The sequence below is a fragment of the Agathobaculum massiliense genome, assembly GCF_900291975.1.
Lineage (GTDB): Bacteria > Bacillota > Clostridia > Oscillospirales > Butyricicoccaceae > Agathobaculum > Agathobaculum ammoniilyticum.
The window spans coordinates 57,421-76,879 of record NZ_OMPN01000001.1; the positions used below are offsets into that span (position 1 = coordinate 57,421).

Annotated in this window: 19 protein-coding genes; 17 read left to right on the forward strand and 2 right to left on the reverse strand. The window is 56.7% G+C overall.

What is annotated here, in order from left to right; all coding sequences use genetic code 11:
- Positions 1-14 precede the first annotated feature (14 nt).
- The gene (gene glpK / locus DBQ51_RS00290; protein ID WP_107630414.1) at positions 15-1,505 is read right to left on the reverse strand and encodes a glycerol kinase GlpK; all 1,491 of its coding nucleotides are present in this window, start codon (positions 1,503-1,505) and stop codon (positions 15-17) included.
- Between the two features lie 186 nt (positions 1,506-1,691).
- Between glpK and trpS the strand changes: the two genes are divergently transcribed.
- From trpS to dcd, 17 genes are all read left to right on the forward strand, one after another.
- Positions 1,692-2,702, forward strand: coding sequence for a tryptophan--tRNA ligase (gene trpS, locus DBQ51_RS00295; RefSeq protein WP_107630415.1), 1,011 nt, complete (start codon positions 1,692-1,694; stop codon positions 2,700-2,702).
- Between the two features lie 26 nt (positions 2,703-2,728).
- Positions 2,729-3,862 carry an MraY family glycosyltransferase gene (locus DBQ51_RS00300; protein ID WP_107630416.1) on the forward strand — a complete coding sequence of 378 codons (1,134 nt, stop codon included), beginning with the start codon at positions 2,729-2,731 and terminating at the stop codon, positions 3,860-3,862.
- Positions 3,849-4,997 carry a non-hydrolyzing UDP-N-acetylglucosamine 2-epimerase gene (wecB, locus tag DBQ51_RS00305; RefSeq protein ID WP_107630417.1) on the forward strand — a complete coding sequence of 383 codons (1,149 nt, stop codon included), beginning with the start codon at positions 3,849-3,851 and terminating at the stop codon, positions 4,995-4,997. Before DBQ51_RS00300 ends, wecB begins: the two co-directional genes overlap by 14 nt.
- Positions 4,994-5,767, forward strand: a complete 774-nt coding sequence (locus DBQ51_RS00310; RefSeq protein WP_159068005.1) for a hypothetical protein — start codon at positions 4,994-4,996, stop codon at positions 5,765-5,767. Before wecB ends, DBQ51_RS00310 begins: the two co-directional genes overlap by 4 nt.
- A gap of 2 nt (positions 5,768-5,769) precedes the next feature.
- Positions 5,770-7,023 carry a methionine gamma-lyase family protein gene (locus DBQ51_RS00315; protein ID WP_107630419.1) on the forward strand — a complete coding sequence of 418 codons (1,254 nt, stop codon included), beginning with the start codon at positions 5,770-5,772 and terminating at the stop codon, positions 7,021-7,023.
- A gap of 105 nt (positions 7,024-7,128) precedes the next feature.
- Complete coding sequence (gene ruvC / locus DBQ51_RS00320) at positions 7,129-7,620, forward strand: crossover junction endodeoxyribonuclease RuvC (protein WP_107630420.1); 492 nt, start codon at positions 7,129-7,131, stop codon at positions 7,618-7,620.
- Positions 7,620-8,228 (forward strand): Holliday junction branch migration protein RuvA, encoded by a 609-nt coding sequence (gene ruvA, locus DBQ51_RS00325; RefSeq protein ID WP_107630421.1) that lies wholly within the window; start codon positions 7,620-7,622, stop codon positions 8,226-8,228. The genes ruvC and ruvA overlap by 1 nt, the downstream gene beginning before the upstream one ends.
- A 12-nt stretch (positions 8,229-8,240) precedes the next feature.
- Positions 8,241-9,281 (forward strand): Holliday junction branch migration DNA helicase RuvB, encoded by a 1,041-nt coding sequence (gene ruvB / locus DBQ51_RS00330; RefSeq protein WP_107630422.1) that lies wholly within the window; start codon positions 8,241-8,243, stop codon positions 9,279-9,281.
- A gap of 37 nt (positions 9,282-9,318) precedes the next feature.
- Positions 9,319-10,671, forward strand: a complete 1,353-nt coding sequence (glmM, locus tag DBQ51_RS00335) for a phosphoglucosamine mutase (RefSeq protein ID WP_107632105.1) — start codon at positions 9,319-9,321, stop codon at positions 10,669-10,671.
- Between the two features lie 314 nt (positions 10,672-10,985).
- A complete protein-coding gene (gene glmS, locus DBQ51_RS00340; RefSeq protein WP_054325857.1) occupies positions 10,986-12,830 on the forward strand; it encodes a glutamine--fructose-6-phosphate transaminase (isomerizing) in 1,845 nt (614 codons plus the stop codon).
- Positions 12,831-12,913: 83 nt separating this feature from the next.
- Complete coding sequence (locus DBQ51_RS00345) at positions 12,914-13,570, forward strand: sigma-70 family RNA polymerase sigma factor (RefSeq protein ID WP_242977784.1); 657 nt, start codon at positions 12,914-12,916, stop codon at positions 13,568-13,570.
- 75 nt (positions 13,571-13,645) lie between these two features.
- Complete coding sequence (locus DBQ51_RS00350) at positions 13,646-13,924, forward strand: zinc-ribbon domain containing protein (protein ID WP_054325859.1); 279 nt, start codon at positions 13,646-13,648, stop codon at positions 13,922-13,924.
- Positions 13,925-14,173: 249 nt separating this feature from the next.
- Positions 14,174-14,374: a DUF1858 domain-containing protein gene (locus DBQ51_RS00355; protein ID WP_054325860.1), complete on the forward strand. Its 201-nt coding sequence runs from the start codon at positions 14,174-14,176 to the stop codon at positions 14,372-14,374.
- Between the two features lie 61 nt (positions 14,375-14,435).
- On the forward strand, positions 14,436-15,116 hold the full coding sequence (locus DBQ51_RS00360; RefSeq protein ID WP_054325861.1) for a tRNA (adenine(22)-N(1))-methyltransferase: 681 nt from the start codon (positions 14,436-14,438) through the stop codon (positions 15,114-15,116).
- On the forward strand, positions 15,113-15,889 hold the full coding sequence (locus DBQ51_RS00365; RefSeq protein ID WP_107630423.1) for a Nif3-like dinuclear metal center hexameric protein: 777 nt from the start codon (positions 15,113-15,115) through the stop codon (positions 15,887-15,889). The genes DBQ51_RS00360 and DBQ51_RS00365 overlap by 4 nt, the downstream gene beginning before the upstream one ends.
- Positions 15,890-15,901: 12 nt before the next feature.
- A complete protein-coding gene (locus tag DBQ51_RS00370; RefSeq protein WP_107630424.1) occupies positions 15,902-17,677 on the forward strand; it encodes an Rqc2 family fibronectin-binding protein in 1,776 nt (591 codons plus the stop codon).
- Positions 17,678-17,782: 105 nt separating this feature from the next.
- Positions 17,783-18,313 (forward strand): dCTP deaminase, encoded by a 531-nt coding sequence (dcd, locus tag DBQ51_RS00375; RefSeq protein WP_054325863.1) that lies wholly within the window; start codon positions 17,783-17,785, stop codon positions 18,311-18,313.
- Positions 18,314-18,339: 26 nt separating this feature from the next.
- Here dcd and DBQ51_RS00380 read toward each other — a convergent pair whose 3' ends face one another.
- On the reverse strand, positions 18,340-19,278 hold the full coding sequence (locus DBQ51_RS00380; RefSeq protein ID WP_159068006.1) for an Ig-like domain-containing protein: 939 nt from the start codon (positions 19,276-19,278) through the stop codon (positions 18,340-18,342).
- Positions 19,279-19,459 lie beyond the last annotated feature (181 nt).

The following is a 19,459-nucleotide window of genomic DNA, read 5'->3' on the forward strand; positions in this document are numbered from 1 at the left end:
TCGTTTGTCTCGATTCAGTTGTGCGGCGCCCAGTCCAGACTCCGGCTCACCGCTTTATTCCAGCCGTCCAGCAACCGGACGCGCTCCTGCGTCTCCATATGGGGGGCATACAGCGTGTCACAGCGCCAGAGCCGTTTCAGTTCCTGCCGGTCTTTCCAAACACCGGTAGCAAGCCCAGCCAGATAGCATGCGCCGAGCGCGGTCGTTTCACGGATGACCGGCCGCCGGATGGTACAGTTCGAGATATCCGCCTGGAACTGCATCAGGAAACTGTCCCTGCTCGCGCCGCCGTCAACAGAAAGGGAGGCGAGAGGGACGCCGGTATCGCGCGCCATTGCGTCAAGCAGGTCGTTAACCTGATAAGCGATGGATTCCTGCGCGGCGCGGATAATATGCTCACGGCTGGTGCCGCGCGTCAGGCCGATCAGGCAGCCACGCGCGTACATGTCCCAATGCGGCGCGCCGAGGCCGGTGAACGCGGGAACAAGGTATACGCCGCCGGTATCCGGCACCTTCTTGGCGTAGTATTCCGCATCGCGGCTTTCGGAGAAAAAGCGCATTTCATCGCGCAGCCATTGGATCACCGCGCCGCCGATAAATACGCTGCCCTCCAGAGCATACTGGGTTTTTCCCGCAATATGGATGCCGATTGTGGTTAGCAGGCCGTTTTTGCTTTCGCAAACCTGTTCCCCTGTATTCATCAGCAGAAAGCAGCCTGTCCCGTAAGTGTTTTTCGCATCCCCCGCGTCAAAGCAGGTCTGGCCAAACAGCGCAGCCTGCTGGTCGCCTGCAATGCCGGCGATCGGCACGTCGCCGCCGGGAAGGGAGACATAGCCGTAAATTTCGCTGGAGGAGCACACGCGCGGCAGCATGGCGCGCGGGATGTCGAGTGCGCGGAGCAGGGTGTCGTCCCAGTCCAGCTTATGGATATCAAAGATCATGGTGCGGGCGGCGTTGGTCATGTCAGTGATATGCGCTTTCCCGCCGGTCAGCTTCCATACCAGCCAGGAATCCACCGTGCCGAACAGAATCTCGCCGCGCGCGGCTTTTTCCCGCGCGCCTTCGACATGGTCCAGAATCCACTTGATTTTTGTTCCGGAAAAATAAGCGTCCAGCACGAGTCCGGTTGTATTGCGTATGTGATCGGTCAGCCCCTGCCGCACGAGGCTGTCCACAATATCGGCGGTACGCCGGCACTGCCATACAATTGCGTTATAGACAGGACGGCCGGTGGCCTTGTCCCACAGGATCGTTGTTTCGCGCTGATTGGTGATGCCGATCGCGGCAACATCAGCGGGAGAAACGTCTGCCGCAGCGAGAGCCTCCAGCATAGCGGCGTATTGCGTTGACCAGATTTCCATGGGGTCCTCCTCGACCCAGCCCTCGCGGGGATAGTGCTGTGACAGTTCGTGCTGCCGGATGGAAAGGATGTTTTGTTCGTTGTCGAATAAAATTGCGCGCGAGCTGGTTGTCCCCTGATCGAGTGCCAATACATAGTTTGCCATTGGATCGCCGCCTCTCTTTTTCCTGCTATTATCATACCCCGCGGCCCCTGCTGCTGTCAATATTCCGCAAATGCGCGAAAACACATTGCAAAAGTGGGCAAAATATGATATTATTACAATCGAGTATAGCCTTTTAGCACAAACCTGTCACAAAGTAAATTCTAATTTGTAAGGGAAGTTTTCTATATGAGCGAAAATCAGAAGCAAACCATTTTTTCTGGTGTCCAGCCGTCCGGCAAACTGACGCTGGGCAATTACCTGGGCGCGATCCGCAACTTTCCGCTGCTGCAGGAGGATTATAACTGCATCTACTGCGTGGTTGACATGCATGCGATCACGGTGCGTCAGGATCCGGCAGCGCTGCGGCGCCAGACGTTGGAGGTGCTTGCGCAGTATATCGCCTGTGGCCTTGATCCGGAAAAGAGCGTCCTGTTTATCCAGAGCCATGTGCCGGCGCACGCTGAGCTGGCTTGGGTGCTCAACTGCTTTACCATGTTTGGAGAGGCTTCCCGCATGACGCAGTTCAAAGATAAGTCCGCCAAGCATTCGGATAATGTGAATGTCGGCCTGTTTACCTATCCGGTTTTGATGGCGGCGGACATCCTGCTGTACCAGACCAATATTGTGCCGGTCGGCGTGGACCAGAGTCAGCATATCGAGATCTGCCGCGATATTGCAAACCGCTTTAACGGGGTTTTTCCGGATACTTTCACGATTCCGGAGGGACGCTATCCGAAGGCGGGCGAGGGCGCGAAGATCATGAGCCTGTCCGATCCGGAAAAGAAAATGAGCAAGTCGGATGAAAATGAAAACGGGTATATTCTGCTGATGGATCAGCCGGATGTGATCATGCGCAAGTTCAAGCGCGCGGTGACCGATTCGGACGCCCGCATCGTCATGGACCCGCAGGGCAAGCCCGGCATTTCCAACCTGCTGCAGATTTACGCGCTTGCGACTGGCAAGACGGTTGCCGAGGCGGAAGCGGAATTTGCGGGCAAGGGCTATGGGGAGTTCAAGCCGGCGGTGGGCGAGGTGGTCGTCGAGCTGCTGCGCCCAATCCGCGAAAAGACGGAGGATCTGCTGCGCAACAAGGATTACCTGCAGCAGGTATATACCGAGGGCGCGCAGAAAGCGTCCTACCTGGCGCGGAAAACGCTGGACAAGGTTTACCGGAAGCTGGGGTTTGTCAAGCGCTGAACATCTGCTTTTGAGAGGAACAAAAAATGCCTGAATATATCGTGATCGGTATGGTTGTCGCCGCGTTTGCCGCGGCGGGCGTGCTGTCGTATTTCTTTACGCCGCCGGTCAAAAAGTTCGCGCACAAGGTCGGCGCGATCGACGTTCCCAAGGATAACCGCCGCATGCACAAGGAACCCATACCGCGGCTGGGCGGGTTGGCCATTTTCGGCGGCTTCCTCTGCTCGATTCTGATTTTCGGACAACTGGACAAAACCATGCTGTGCGTACTGCTGGGAGCGATCATCATTGTTTCGCTGGGCATTTTTGACGATGTCCTGGCGCTTGGCGCAAAGCTCAAATTCGTTGTGCAGATTGTCGCGGCGGCGATACCTGTATGCGTAGGGGATCTGCAGATCAAGCTGTTCACCAATTTGAACCCGTTTTCCGACGAAGCGTACTTCCACTTGGGGATTTTTGCAATTCCGGTGACGATCCTCTGGATTGTAGGCATTACCAACGCCGTGAACCTGATCGACGGCCTGGACGGACTGGCGGTCGGCGTTTCATCCATCGCTGCGATCACCATGCTAGCGGTCGCGTTGCTGACGGAGAACATGATGATCGCTGTCACAATGGCGGCGCTCGCAGGCGCATGCGTCGGCTTTATGCCGTATAACCTGAACCCCGCAAAGATATTTATGGGGGATACTGGCTCGACCTTCCTTGGTTATATGCTGGCAACGGTATCCATCATGGGCCTGTTCAAATTTTATGCGGTCATTTCGTTCGCTGTTCCGTTCCTGATACTGGGACTGCCGATTTTTGACACGGCCAATGCGATCATCCGCCGCGTGGCGGCGGGGCGCAGCCCGATGAGTCCGGACCGCGGCCATGTCCATCACAAGCTGATCGATATGGGCTTTAACCAGAAGCAGGCGGTCGCGATCCTGTACGCGATCAGCGCGACCCTTGGCCTGACAGCGGTCGTATTGACCTCGTCGGGGGAAGTAAAGGCCATTATCCTGCTGCTGGCGGTATTGGTCGCAATTATCGTCGGCGCATGCGTCATCTACGGCGCGGAACACTGGGGCAGGCATCCGCACGATGGAACCCCAGAGGCAGAAGATAGGGATGATGGGGACGCACAAAAGGAGAAAACAGACAATGAACAAAATTAAAGTGATGACTGTGTTCGGCACGCGACCGGAGGCGATCAAAATGGCGCCGCTGGTGCATGCACTGAAAAAGAATGCCCATACCGAGCCGATCGTCTGCGTCACCGCGCAGCACCGCGAGATGCTGGATCAGGTGCTGGATATTTTTCAGATCAAGCCGGATTATGACCTTAACATCATGCAGCCGCGGCAGACGCTGGCACTGATTACAGAGAAAAGCCTGCATGGGTTGGATGATGTACTCGAGCAGGCGCAGCCCGATATGGTGCTGGTGCATGGAGACACCTCGACGACGTTCGCAGGCGCGCTTGCCGCGTTTTATCATAAAATACCGGTCGGGCATGTAGAGGCCGGCCTGCGCACCTATGACAAGTACTCTCCGTTCCCGGAGGAGATGAACCGCAAGCTGACCGGCCAGATCGCGACGCTGCATTTTGCGCCGACCCCGCGCAATCGGGATAATCTGGCGCGCGAAAGCATCACGGATGGGGTTTCGGTGGTCGGCAATACCGTCGTCGATGCGATCCACATGACGGTCCGGCCGGATTTTGCTTTCCGCGACGAGCAGCTGAAAACGCTTGATTTTCAGAATAACCGCGTGGTGCTGGTCACCGCGCACCGGCGGGAGAATTATGGCGAGCCGATGGAAAATATCTGTCGCGCGATCGCCGCGCTGTCGGAGGCCTATCCGGATGTGCATTTCGTGTATCCGGTTCACCTCAGTCCGTATGTGCGTGAAACGGCGGAGAAGTTTCTGGGTGGGAACGACCGCGTCCATCTGATCCATCCGCTCGCGGTGGATGAGATGCACAACCTGATGGCACGCTGCTATCTAATTATGACGGATTCCGGAGGCCTGCAGGAAGAGGCCCCCAGTCTTGGCAAGCCGGTGCTGGTGCTGCGCCGCGAAACCGAGCGGCCCGAGGCTATCGAGGCCGGCACAGTCAAGCTGGCTGGGGTGGAGCAGGAGAACATCGTCCGTCTGGCGCGCGAGCTGCTGGACGACGCGCAGGCTTATGGAGCAATGGCGCATGCGGTCAACCCATATGGCGACGGCCAGACCTCTGAACGCATCGTACAGGCGATTGAGCATTATTTCGGCCTGCGGGAAGGCGGCCCCGCGCCGTTTACACCGTGAAAATGAAGAAAAAGCTGTCCGCCCCTCTGATTGCGGCCATTGGCGCCGGCGTATTTGTCGCTCTGCTGGCGCTGGCATATCTGTTTGCTTCCGGCCTGCTGCATGAACGGGATACCGGCATCGTGTTGTCCGATGGTACGCAAAACGCGCCGGTCGTCAGCTCGGGAAGCCAGATGCTGACTGCGCAGAGCGTCGCGGATATCGAGATCGGCCCTGTGAATGCGCAAAAGGTCGTTGCGTCCTTGGTACGTCCGACCGCCTATAGCTGCAGCATACAAAATACGCTGTACTATGCGGGCGGTTCGTCCACGCTGTCCTGCCGCCAATATGTCAAGGATGGCGTGGTGCGGACTGATACCCTGCAGGCGTCGGGGAGCGTGGAAAGTACCCTGCTGCGCAGGGGCGATACGGTTTATGCCTGGGAGAACGGTGCTTCCAGCGCTTATGAGGGAAACTGGGGCGATTTTACGGACGACGCGGCTGCCATGCTGCCCACCTACGAGGACGTATTGGGGGAAGAGGTGCGGCTTTTGGACGTGGGGCGGCAGGACATGGACTATGAGCCGTGTATCCGTGTGGAATTTGAGCAGGGAGGCTACCGCTGTGTATATTACATATCAGCAGCCTCCGGCCTGCTGAAAGCAGCGTCGTTTTACAGCGGCGATACGCTGGTCCGTCAGGTGACGGTCAGCGAACTGAAAACCGAAGCGCCGGAGGACCAGGTTTTTGATTTGCCGGATGGGCGCTCGGCGTTGGGAGAGAATCACTGAAAATGTCTGAATATTTACCAATATCGGAAGAAATACGCGCGCTCGGCCGTCAGGCTGAGCGCGAAATCATGCCGTGCTTTTCTCGTATCGAAGAGATCTGCGACCGGAATACGGAAAAGGTGCTGGCGGCGTTTACGAAAAACCGCGTGTCGGATAACCTTTTTGCCGGCACGACCGGCTATGGATATGACGATCACGGGCGTGACACCCTGGACCGCATTTATGCCGATATCTTCGGGACGGAGGCCGCGCTGGTGCGCATCGGCTTTGTCAACGGCACGCACGCGCTTTCCTGCGCGATGTTTTCCGCAGTCAAAACAGGGGACACGGTGCTTTCAGTCACCGGTCCGGCGTATGACACGCTGCAAAACACAATCACCGGGGATTACTGTGGCAGCATGAAGCACTATGGTATCGGTTACAAGCAGGTGGACCTCAAGGACGGCGCGCCCGATCTGCCAGCGATTGCCGCAGCCGTGCGAGACCAAGCGGTCAAACTAGTGTTCATCCAGCGCAGCCGCGGCTATGCCGTACGTAAAACGCTGTCCTGCGAGGAGATCGGAGAAATCTGCCGGACGGTGCGTGCCGCAGGCTCCGAAGCCGCGATTATGGTGGATAACTGCTACGGCGAATTTGTGGAGGAGACTGAGCCGACCCAGGTTGGCGCGGATCTGATTGCGGGTTCGCTGATTAAAAACCCGGGCGGGGGTCTTGCGCCCACCGGCGGTTACATCGCAGGCCGCTCGGATCTGGTGGAGAATGCCTCCTATAAGCTGACCGCGCCCGGTATCGGCGGGGAGGGCGGCTGCACCATAGGACAGAACCGTTTGCTGTATCAGGGGCTGTTCATGGCGCCGCATATCACGGCGCAAGCGCTGAAAACGGCCATTTTCTGCGCCAAGGTCATGGAGCTGATGGGATACGAGGTCAGCCCGAAAGCGGAAGAGACGCGGTATGACATCATCCAGACGATTGCGTTCGGCGCGCCGGAGCCGCTGCGCCGGTTCTGCGAAGGGATTCAGGCGGGCGCGCCGGTCGATTCCTTTGTGACACCGGAGCCGTGGGCCATGCCGGGCTATGACGATCCGGTCATCATGGCGGCGGGCGCTTTCGTGCAGGGCGCTTCCATTGAATTGTCGGCGGATGCTCCGATGCGGGAGCCGTATGTGTGCTATTTACAGGGCGGCCTGACCTACGCTTCAGGCAAAGCCGGTATTTTGCTCGCGGCTGAGCGTATCAGCAATGCCAAATCGTGAAAGTGGAGGAAGAGCGGCGGGACCGCTCTTTTTTCACGGGTATGGTTGCGCGAAAAGCGGTTTCGTGGTACAATATTTGGGTTGAGAGGGCAGAGGTTTGCAGCTATGACGATTCTTGGTATCGACCCTGGCTACGGTACGATCGGCTATGGGGTCGTGCGGTTTGAAAACTTCAAGTTCACGCCCGTGCAGTACGGCGCGGCAACAACAAAGGCCGGCATGCCGATGCATCTGCGTCTGTGTGAGATTTATGAGGATATCAGCACGTTGGTCGATACGTTTCATCCGGACGAGGTTGCGATTGAAGAGCTGTTTTTCTCCAAAAACATTACGACCGGCATCCAGGTCGCGCAGGCAAGAGGCGTGATCCTGCTTGCGCTCGCCCAAAAAGGCCTGCATCCGGTTTCGTATACGCCGAACCAGGTCAAAATGGCGGTGGTCGGCTATGGCAACGCAGAAAAAAAGCAGATGATGGAAATGACGAAAAGCATCCTGCATCTGACAAAGCTTCCGCGGCCGGATGACGCGGCGGATGCGCTCGCGCTTGCGATCTGCCACGGCCATTCCAGAAATGCAATACGGTATGAGGGTATTTGATGTTTTATTATGTAGAGGGTACGGTCGCGCTGCTCAAGCAAGGGCTTGCCGTGATCGACTGCGGCGGTGTGGGATATGCATGTCACGCTTCGCAGAACACGATCGGCAAGCTGAAAATCGGCGCCCGCGCGCGTTTGTTGACATATCTGAATGTCCGCGAGGATATTTTTGAATTATACGGGTTTATTGACGAGGAGGAGCAGTCCTGCTTCGAAATGATGATCGGCGTATCCGGCGTGGGGCCGAAAGCCGCTCTTTCCATTCTGTCGGTCGCGCCGCCGGACCGGCTTGCGCTGTCCATCATCACAGGGGATGAAAAAATGCTGATGCAGGCGCCAGGCATCGGCAAAAAAATCGCGCAGCGCATTGTTTTGGAGCTGCGGGACAAGATGAGCAAGGAACAGTTGGAGACTGCGTCCAGCGTATCGCCTGTTGCCATGGCCGCGGCGTCCGGCGGGGTCAACCATACGCAGGAGGCTGTTGCGGCGCTCATGGTGCTTGGGTACAGCCAAGCGGAAGCGCTTCAGGCGATGGAGGGGATGGACGCCGCGCAGATGGAAGCGGAGGAGATCATCCGCCAATGCCTGAAAAAGCTGGTCAAACAGTAAAGGGGTGTCGCTTTGAGCATTGAATTTTCCGGCGGCATGGCCGACGATGAACGCATTATTTCCACCAGGCAGTTGGCGGAGGATGAAACCGAAAATTCCCTGCGGCCGAAATCCATGGCGGATTATGTCGGCCAGGCAAAGGTAAAGGAAAACCTCGGTGTTTACATCGAAGCTGCAAAGCAGCGGGGAGAGGCGCTGGACCATACCCTGCTGTACGGCCCGCCGGGCTTGGGAAAAACCACGCTGGCCGGCATTATTGCAAATGAGATGGGGGTCAATATCCGCGTCACCAGCGGTCCTGCGATCGAAAAAGCAGGAGATTTGGCGGCTTTATTGACAAACCTTTCGGAAAATGATATTTTGTTTATCGATGAGATCCACCGTTTAGACCGTGCGGTCGAAGAGATCCTCTACCCGGCGATGGAGGACTACGCGCTCGATATCATTATTGGCAAGGGGCCTTCCGCGCGTTCAATCCGGCTCGACCTGCCGCGTTTCACCCTGATCGGGGCGACGACGCGCGCCGGACAGATGACCAGCCCGCTGCGTGACCGATTCGGCGTGATGCTCCGTTTGGAACTTTATTCCGCGGAGGAGCTTTGTCATATCGTGGAACGCTCGGCAAGCATACTGAATGTGCCGTGCGAGCACGAGGGCGCTTTGGAAATCGCGCGCCGCAGCCGCGGCACGCCGCGTATTGCCAACCGCCTGCTGCGCCGTGTGCGCGATTTCGCGCAGGTGCGCGGCACGGGCACGATCGACAAGGCCAGCGCGGACATGGCGCTGCGCGCGCAGGAGATCGATAAGTTGGGGCTGGACGCGGTTGACCGGCGCATGCTCAAAAGCATCATGCTCAATTACGGCGGCGGTCCGGTCGGACTGGAAACGCTGGCCGCGACCATTGGTGAAGAAGCCATTACATTGGAGGATGTATACGAGCCGTATCTGATGCAGATCGGCTTTCTCAGCCGCACGCCGCGCGGGCGGTGTGTAACGATGCAGGCTTACCGGCACATGAATATGGAACCGGCGGACGGGCAGCAAATGCTGTGACGGCGCTGTTATCAATAAGAAAGTTAGGTGTTTGATATTGGGTAGATATTTTGGGACGGACGGTGTCCGCGGTGTGGCAAATTCCGAACTGGACGCGCTGCTTGCATTCAAAATCGGCGCGGCGGCGGCGTTTGTGCTGACGCAGGAAGCGACCCACAGCGGAAAAGCCAAGCTGCTGATCGGCAAGGATACGCGCATCTCCTCGGATATGCTGGAAAACGCGCTGGTGGCGGGCATCTGCTCAGTCGGCGCGGATGTGGAGCTGCTGGGCGTTATCCCAACACCGGCAGTAGCTTTTTTGACGATCAAGCATAAAGCGGATGCCGGCATCGTGATCTCGGCAAGCCATAACTCGTTTGAATATAATGGCATCAAGATATTTGCGGGCAACGGCTACAAGCTGCCGGACGAAACTGAGGCCAAAATCGAAGACCTGATCGACGACTTTGAATCCATCCCCAAAATGACCCATGAAAAGCTGGGCCGCGTGCTGAAAAGTGCGATCGATCCGGTGGTGGAGTACACCGACCACCTTGCGGAAACGATCAAGGGCGACTTGTCCGGCCTGCACGTCGCGGTGGACTGCGCAAACGGCGCATCCTCTACCACGGTCGAGCGGTTGATGCGTTTGGTCGAGTGCAGGGCGGAGATACGGTTTTACGAGCCGGATGGAATCAATATCAACGCGGGCTGCGGCTCGACGCATCTGGAACAGCTCAAGGAGCGCGTCCGGAAAGGCAGCTTTGATTTGGGCGTTGCGTTCGATGGCGACGCGGACCGCTGCCTGATCGTGGACGAAACTGGCGAGGAGCTGGACGGGGACCGCATCATGGCCGTATGCGCCGCCCATATGAAAAAGGAAGGCAAGCTGCGCGGTGGGGCGTTTGTCGCCACCGTGCTGTCCAACATGGGTCTGCACGCCTATGCTCAAAAAAACGACATGCGGATCGAATGCTCCAGTGTGGGAGACCGGTATGTGCTGGAAATGATGTTGAACAAGGGATATATCCTTGGCGGCGAGCAGTCCGGCCATGTTATCTTCCTGGAATATGCCTCAACCGGAGATGGGGAGCTGACCGCGCTGCAGTTCATGTCCATTCTGAAAAGCAGCGGCAAAAAATGCTCGGAGATCGCCGCGGAGGTCGTGCCATGGCCGCAGGTCATGATTAACGTCAAGGTGCCGAATGATAAAAAGGCTGCCCTGCAGGAGCTGCCGGAGGTCAAGGCTTCGATCGACGAGGCGGGCGCGGCTCTGGGGGAAAACGGCCGGATTTTGGTACGTCCCTCCGGTACAGAGGCTTTGGTGCGCGTTATGGTCGAAGGAAAGGACAGCAATCAGGTCGATACTTTGGCAAAAAGGGTTGCCAAAGTGATAGAGTCTGTCGTATAATAAGAAAGAGCCAACATAAGGTGGATGTGGTTTTCGCATCCACCTTGTTTTGTGAAAGAGAGGGGTGAAAAGCAGCGGTACAACAGAATAGCAAGTCAAGCGCCAGAACTGCGATGCAGCCGGTATCGCAGTTGACGAGGGAAGGGTTAATCGAAGTTTTCGGCGGATGCCCTTCGGCCATGAGTGGGTTGGTCGTGAGCAGACTGTTAAATCGCGCGGGCGACTGCGCGGACAGAGCAGATTCTGCGTAACGCACTATTTTTATACCCAAAATTAAAAAACTGCCATCCTTTCTATTGGAGGAATTTATTCTTATGTGTGGAATCGTTGGATTTACGGGCCGCGAAAACGCGCTGCCCATTCTGATTAAGGGATTATACAGCCTCGAGTACCGTGGGTATGATTCCGCCGGCATCGCCGCCTTTACGCGGGACGGCCTGCGCGTTGTGAAAACACAGGGCCGCATCGCGAGCCTGGAAGAGAAAATCCAGTCCGAGGGCGGCTTGTCCTGCACCTGCGGCATCGGCCATACCCGCTGGGCGACGCATGGGGAGCCGTCCGACCGCAATTCCCATCCCCATCTGGGCGGTCGGGACGGTCAGGGCAAGGTCGCGGTCGTCCATAACGGGATCATAGAAAACTATAAGGAACTGCGGGAGCGACTGGAGGCGCATGGGTACACGTTCTGTTCCGAGACGGATACGGAGACCGTCGCGCACCTGGTCGACTACCTGCATACCGGCAAGCAGGAGGACTTGGCGAAGACCGTGCTCGCCGCAGTACAGCGCATCCGCGGCTCCTACGCACTGGGCGTGGTTTCTATGGACAATCCGGAGGAGATCGTCGCCGCGCGGCGGGATAACCCGCTGATTATCGGGCTCGGCCAAGGGGAAAATATGATTGCCTCGGATCTCACGGCGATTATCGGCCGGACCCGCGATTACATCATTCTGGACGACAATGAGGTGGCGATTATCCGGCCGGACAGCGTGGCTGTGATGAACGAGTTCGGCGACGTAGTGGAGAAAGCGGTCCAAACTGTCACTTGGGATATGTCGGCCGCGGAAAAGGGCGGCTACCAGCATTTCATGCTGAAAGAGATCATGGAGCAGCCGAAAGCGGTCGCGGATACAGTCAACCCGCGAATTCAGAACAATGCTGTTGTATTTGAGGAAAACGGCCTGACCGATGAACGGCTGCGCGAAATCGAAAATATTCATATCGTAGGCTGCGGTTCCGCCTTGCACGCGGGCATGGTCGGCAAACGTGTGATCGAGGCAATGTGCCGCATCCACTGTACGGCGGAGGTAGCCAGTGAGTTCCGGTATGAAAACCCGATCATCGGGAAAAAGGACCTCTGCATCGTAATCAGCCAGTCGGGCGAAACCGCCGATACGCTGGCGGCGATGCGGCTGGCCAAGCAGGCGGGCGCGTTCACGGTCGCGATCGTCAATGTGGTATCCTCGACCATCGCGCGCGAGGCGGACGGAGTGCTGTATACCTGGGCGGGGCCGGAGATATCGGTTGCGACCACAAAAGCATATTCCTCACAGCTTTCCGCCCTGTACCTGATCTCCGTGAAAATCGCACGCACGAGGGGCCTGATCTCGATCGGGGATGAGCGCGCGCTTTGCGCCGAGCTGCAGCGCTTGCCGGCCTGCATTGAGAAAGCGTTGGAAAGCCAGCAGGATATGCAGCGCATCTCCACGCGGTACGCCAACCGGCCGAGCGTGTTTTTCCTGGGGCGCGGCCTGGACTATGCTGCGGCGCTCGAGGCCTCGCTCAAGCTCAAGGAAATATCGTATATCCATTCCGAGGCATATGCGGCGGGAGAGCTCAAACACGGTACGATCTCGCTGATCGAGGAGGGGACACTGGTGGTGGCGTTGGCAACGCAGCCTGCGCTGTTTGAAAAAACCGTCTCCAACATCCGAGAGGTAGTTTCCCGCGGCGCGGTCGTCGTATTAGTCACCACGGACGACTTCACAGGGGATGAATCGGTCTGTCAGCATATTATCCGGCTGCCGAAATGTCTTTATGAATTTTCCGCGTCTCTTTCGATTATTCCCATGCAGCTTTTGGCATACTATATTGCGGTGGAGCGCAACTGCGACGTGGATAAACCGCGCAATCTCGCCAAGTCGGTGACTGTCGAATAATGAAAAATATTGTTTATTGTTCAATCGGCACAAAAAAATAAATCTGTTTTTGCCATCAAAACAGTAGTTTTCACAAAAATTCCTTGACATTATCTTTTTTTTCGCATATAATAAATCTTGACATGAGACACGGTATAGAAAATATTCCATTGCAGCCGTTATCCGATGAAGCGTTGTGCCGGCTGGCGCAGCAGGGCGGCGGCGATGCGGCGGAAGCTTTGGTAAAAAGGTATTCCAGACTGGTAAAGACCTGTGCGCGCCCGTATTTTTTAGTGGGTGCGGATGAAGAGGATCTGCTTCAGGAGGGGATGCTCGGTTTGATGAAAGCGATCCGCGAATATGATGAAGGAAAAGGCGTGCCGTTCAGCGCGTTTGCGAAGATCTGCGTTATGCGGAAAATTTTTTCCGCGGTGCGGTCTGCCGCCGCAATGAAGCACGACCCGCTCAATCGTTCCATGTCAATCGATCGACCTCTGTTTGAAGACCTTGCGGAATCGCACACCCGGGTTACGGCACCGATTGGTGACCCTGAATCGCTGGTGATCGGCAATGAGGAGAGGGAAGAACTGGTCCGTCGGCTCTACTCGCTTCTGTCTGAATTCGAGGCAAAGGTTTTAACATTGTTTTTGGATGGCCTGTCGTTTGAGGAAATGTCCAAAACGCTGCGTAAACCGATCAAGTCTGTGGATAATGCCATCCAGCGCATCAAGCGGAAATCGGCAAATATCAAACCCCAATAGGCGATTGCAGGCATGCGGCCTGTACGCATAAATTTCAGGTTCCCGAGGGAACGGTATCAAAGAGAGGTAAAAACCATGTACGAAGACAAGACTTTAGTATGCAAGGAATGCGGTCAGGAATTTGTGTTTACTGCCGGCGAGCAGGAATTCTATGCAGAGCGCGGTTTCCAGAACGAGCCGCAGCGCTGCAAGGCCTGCCGTGACGCCCGAAAGAACGCGGCTCGTGGCCCGCGCGAATATTTCACCGCTACCTGTGCTGCTTGCGGCGGAGAGGCTCGTGTTCCGTTCGAACCCAAGTCCGACCGTCCGGTATATTGCAGCGAATGCTTCGCCAAAATGCGCGAGCAGGGCTGATAAGTGAACGGAAAATGTCCGGCTAACGCCGGACATTTTTTGGTTTTACGAAGAGCAGCTCAGGGGACGGGCCGCTGCGGTGACGGATGGTTGGAAAGGAGAAAACGGCCGCGCGGTCGGTAGGGGGCGTTTATGGTAAAAAGGGCGCGTATTTTTTTGTTGATTTCTGATAAAACGCGATAAGGTGATTGAAATTTGTATATTTTTGCGGTATACTAAAGACAACAAAAAACAAACAGGAGGTCCATCATGGCGGCTATCACGAAAAAGACCACGATTGGCGAGGTGCTGAACCGCAATCTGGAAACGGCAAAGTTCTTTATGGAAATCGGTATGCATTGCTTGGGCTGCCCGGCATCGCAGGGCGAAAGCATTGAGGAGGCCTGCATGGTGCATGGCACCAATGCGGACGAACTGGTTGCCAAGCTCAACGCATTCCTGGGCGAATAAGGATGAAAGACAAGGGCCGGCAAAGCATGCCGGCCCATTTTTTAGGTGAGAAATGGAACGGATGATTTTAACGCCCCGCTTGGCCTGCATCGCAGCGCTGATCCCTCGTGGGGCGCGGCTGGCAGATATCGGAACGGATCATGGAAAACTGCCGGTTTCTCTGCTGCTTTCCGGACGTGTCGCCGCCGCGATCGGGTCGGATATCCGGCAGGGGCCGCTGGATCATGCGGCCCGTAATGCCGCGGAGCATGGTGTGGCGCTGCCGCTGCGCCTTGCGGCGGGGCTGGAGGCCGTGCGGCCGGAGGAGTGCGACACGGTCAGCATCGCCGGCATGGGAGGCCAGACGATTGCAGATATCCTGGCGGCCGCGCCGTGGACGGGAGATGGCGAGCATCTGCTGCTTTTACAGCCAATGACGATGGTCTATGAGCTTCGGCAGTGGCTTTGGGCGCATGGCTATATGATCGAGTGTGAAACGGTCTGTCGGGAGGAACGCCGGTATTATGTTGTGCTTTCCGTGCGCGGCGGTGGACCAGTGCGCGTGGTCCCGCTTTCCAGCTGCGCGTTTTCTCCGGCGCTGCTGCAGGCGGCGGGTGCGCGCGACTATCTGGAAAAGCTGCTTCAGCGGGAAATACGCGCGCTGGAGGGTATGCAAAGCGGAAGCGCGGTTGACCGCGCCGTCCTTGACGGACAGCGTGAAATCGTTCGCGTGATCAAACAGGCATGGGAGGAATTGGCATGATTACGGTTCAGGATATTGTAACGCTGCTGGAAGGGCTGGCGCCGCCCGCGCTGGCGGAAAGCTGGGATAATGTGGGGCTGCTTTGCGGGGATCGGGCGCGCGAAGTGACCAATGTGCTTTGCTCTCTCGATATTACCGAACAGGTCGTTGCGGAGGCGGCGGAACGCGGCGCACAGATGATCGTCGCGCATCATCCGGTGATCTTTACCTCGATCAGTCGGATAACCGAGGACGATGCGACTGGACGTATCCTGCGTGCCGCGATCCGGCATGATATTGCCCTCGTTTGTATGCACACCAACGCGGACTGTGCGCAGGGAGGCGTTAACGACGCCCTGGCCGCTGCGCTGTTCCTCACCAACGTGGGGAATCTGGAAGCGGGGGAAAACGGGATGCTGGGACGTGTTGGCGACCTGCCAAAGGAAATGGGGCCGCGGGAGTTCGCGCTTTATGTCAAAGAGTGTCTGCGTGCGTGCGGCGTTCGCTTTTGTGATGGCGGCCGGCCGATCCGTCGGGTGGCGGTCGGCGGCGGAGCCTGTGGCAAAATGATGGATTTTGCAATCGCAAAGGGGGCGGACGCATTCGTGATCGGAGACTGCAGCTACGACCTGATGCAGCGCGCGCAGACGCTTGGGCTGACGCTTGCGGACGCGGGTCATTTCCCAACCGAAAATCCGGTGACAGCGGCGTTCGCGGAGCAGATAGGCGGGGCGTTCCCCGCGTTGCGCGTCAGCGTTTCCGAGCGGCACGCGGACTGCATCCAATTTGTATAAGGAAGATCGATCATGCCATTAGATGCTATCTGCCTTGGGGCAGTAACGGAAGAATTGAATCATGTGCTCGCGGGCTGCCGTGTGGAAAAGGTGTACCAGCCCGATCGGGATGAGATCGTGCTGCAGACGAGAGGCCAGGGCGGCGCAAGGCGCTTGCTGGTGTCGACCGCCGCCGGCGCGCCGCGGGTGCATTTTATTGACGTCGCGCGAGAGAATCCGGCGGCGCCGCCCATGTTCTGCATGCTCCTGCGCAAGCATGTGCAGGGGGCAAAAATTGCGGCAGTCGTACAGCCGGCTGTGGAACGGATGCTGACTATCGAACTGGATACGACAGACGAAATGGGGGTGGCCTGCAAAAAACATCTGATCTGCGAGTTGATGGGGAAGCACTCCAACGTCATCCTGTGCGGGGAGGATAACCGTATCATTGACGCGATGCGCCGCGTGGACGGAGACCTTTCCGGTAAGCGGCAGGTATTGCCCGGCCTGTTTTACAGGTTGCCGCCGGCGCAGGAGAAGCATGACCCCTTTGCTCTGTCGGGAGTGGGGCTGTCGGCCTCCCTGCAATCCGCGGATGGAGAGATGGGGCTTGACCGATATCTGCTCAGCCAACTGCTTGGATTTTCGCCGCTGCTGTGCCGCGAGCTATCCTATCGGGCGACGGGAGACGCCGCGAAGCCGGTCGGCAAACTGACCGCAGAGGAGCAGCTTCGTCTGGCGCAGGTGTTTGAGGACCTGAAAAGCTATCTCACAGAAAAACGGTGGAAGCCGTTCTTGCTTACGAAGACAGAGGATCATGCGGTTTTTGACTTTTCCTTTCTGCCAATCACGCAATATGAAGGCCTGATGACAGTATCGCAGGAGCAAAGCTTCTCGGACCTGCTGGCCGCGTTTTTTGAGAAAAAAGGGAAAGCGGAGCGCATGGCGCGGCGCTCGGCCGATTTGCATAAGGCCGTCGTCAACGCGCGCGACCGCTTGGCAAGAAAGCTGGCTGCGCAGCAAAAGGAGCTGGACGCGACGCAAAACCGCGAACAGTATAAACGGCTGGGCGACCTAATCACGGCAAACCTGTACCAGCTTGAAAAGGGGATGAACAAGGCGGTGGTCGTGGACTATTACGACGAGGCCTGTCCCGAGGTGGAGGTCGCTTTGGATGTCCGATTGACGCCGCAGCAAAACGCGCAGAAGTATTTCAAGCTGTACAACAAAGCCAAGACTGCGGAGGAAGTGCTGACGCAGCAGCTCGCACAGGGCCGTGCAGATCTGGATTATCTGGAAAGCGTGCTGGTCGCGCTGGGTGAGGCGGAGAGTGAACGGGACCTTGCTCAGCTGAGGGAGGAGCTGACACAGGAGGGCGTCCTGTCCAGCAAGCAGGCGCGCAACAAAAAGCAACGCGTGAAGCCGGTGGCCGCAAAGCCGTTCCATTATCGCTCGAGCGACGGTTTTGATATCTTCGCGGGAAAAAACAACCTGCAAAACGATCTGTTGACGCTGAAGACTGCGTTTAAAAGCGATATCTGGTTCCACACACAGAAGATTCACGGCTCGCATGTGATTCTGGTGGCCGATGGGCGCGAACCAACCGATCGGGCTATGACGGAAGCGGCCATGATCGCGGCGTACCACTCCAAAGCGCGGCAGTCCTCGCTTGTGCCAGTGGATTACACACCGGTACGGCAGGTCAAAAAGCCGGCGGGAGCCAAGCCGGGTATGGTGATCTATCATGTGTACCAAACAGCCTACGTCACGCCGGATGAGGCGGCGGTGGAAAGACTCCGCATCGAGTAAAAATGGAGAAGCAGGATGTGGTTTGATAAGATCCTATATGGATTGCCGTACCTTCATTTGAGATATCGGCTAAGGTATATTGTGAATGCGGAAAGAGGGAAGTATATGATTCTGTCCGGTAAGGAGATTGTAAAGCATATCGGCAAGGAAATTATTATCGAGCCATTCGATCCAAAGCGGGTCAATCCGAACAGCTATAACCTGTCGCTGGCGAACGAGCTGCTTGTTTATGATAACGATGTACTTGACATGAAAACCCCGAATACGGCGCACCGTATCGAGATACCGGAGGAAGGCCTGCTCTTACAGCCCAACCGCCTGTACCTGGGGCGCACAAACGAATATACGGTGACAGACCGGTATATCCCCATGCTGGAGGGACGGTCGTCGACCGGACGCTTGGGTCTGTTCATCCATGTTACCGCTGGTTTTGGAGACGTGGGGTTTGCGGGTTACTGGACATTGGAGATATTCTGCGTGCAGCCGATTCGGATTTATCCTAATGTGGAGATCTGTCAGATTTATTATCACGATATCGATGGAGAGTATGATCCGTATACCAGTGGAAAATATCAGAACAATACGGGGATTCAGCCGAGCCTGCTGTACCGCGACTTTGAAAAAAGTGATACCTGAAAGGAGGGGCGCATAGCGCCCCTCCTTTAATTTTCCATCAGCAACATTGCGCGGTATAACATTTCACAGGCGACCTGCCGGGTAATCGGTTCGCCGCTGTCCAGCATCGAAGCAAGAGGGGAGAGCACGTCCAACCGAGACATGCTGCTGACCGCGCTTTGCGCCCAGTCCATTTCTGCGGTATGCTCGGGGGCGATAACATATTCCGCGCCGTCGAGCGCCTCTCCCAGAAGATTTCGAATCACAACGCTTGCTTCCGCCAATGTGATGGGGTTCTGTCCCCGTATCTCGGCCAGGCCGCCGGCGGTCTGGTATCCGCTGACCAGCCCATTTGCGGCGGCTGTACTCACAAAGGGCTTTGCCCATAGAGAGAGGCCACGGTCGTCGGCAAAGTCGGTCTGCTGGGTCGGTTCAACCGGAAGCTTGGCGACCGCGGTTGCCATAGTGATGAATTCGCTGCGCGTCACGGTCTGGGCAGGACGGAAGAAGGAACAGCCGCCAATATTTTCGCCGGTCATAATACCATTTTCCGATAGGCAGATTGCGGCATAATGCGCGGGATTTCCCGTCATGTCGGAATAGGTGAGTCCAGCGCGGTTCTTTTTCACTGTGATCGTAACGTCGGCAGGCTCCGCCGTATTCCCGTTGGCATCGACAACCGTATAGGAAAATTTATCCTTGCCCGCTTTTTTCGCAGGGGAATAAGATAGAATATTTCCTTCGATCGATGCAGTGCCGAGACGAGGCTGTTCGGTAAGCTGGTACAGAACAATATCATTATCAGAATCCGCAGCGGTCAGCTCTACCTCAATCGGTATCTCTACGCAAGTCTCTGCCTCGACGGCATAGGCTGCAGGGACGCCCGCAGCCGGCGTTTCCGATGTCAGGCCGGCTGCAAGCGCCACGCCGGAAAAGAGTACTGTGGCGGGCAGCAGCAGTACAGCGATCAATAATTTTCGATCCATAAAATCATACACCCTTTCCAGAATGTTCTGCATCCCGCAGTATGCACCGCTTTGAAGGGCTTTATGCATAAATTTTCCGGAATATTTGCAAGCGAAACCATAATCTTGCCGAAAGGCAGGAAATAGGGGGAAAATGCTTGCCGAAATTCGTGCTTTGTGGCATAATTTTTATATAAGGAAT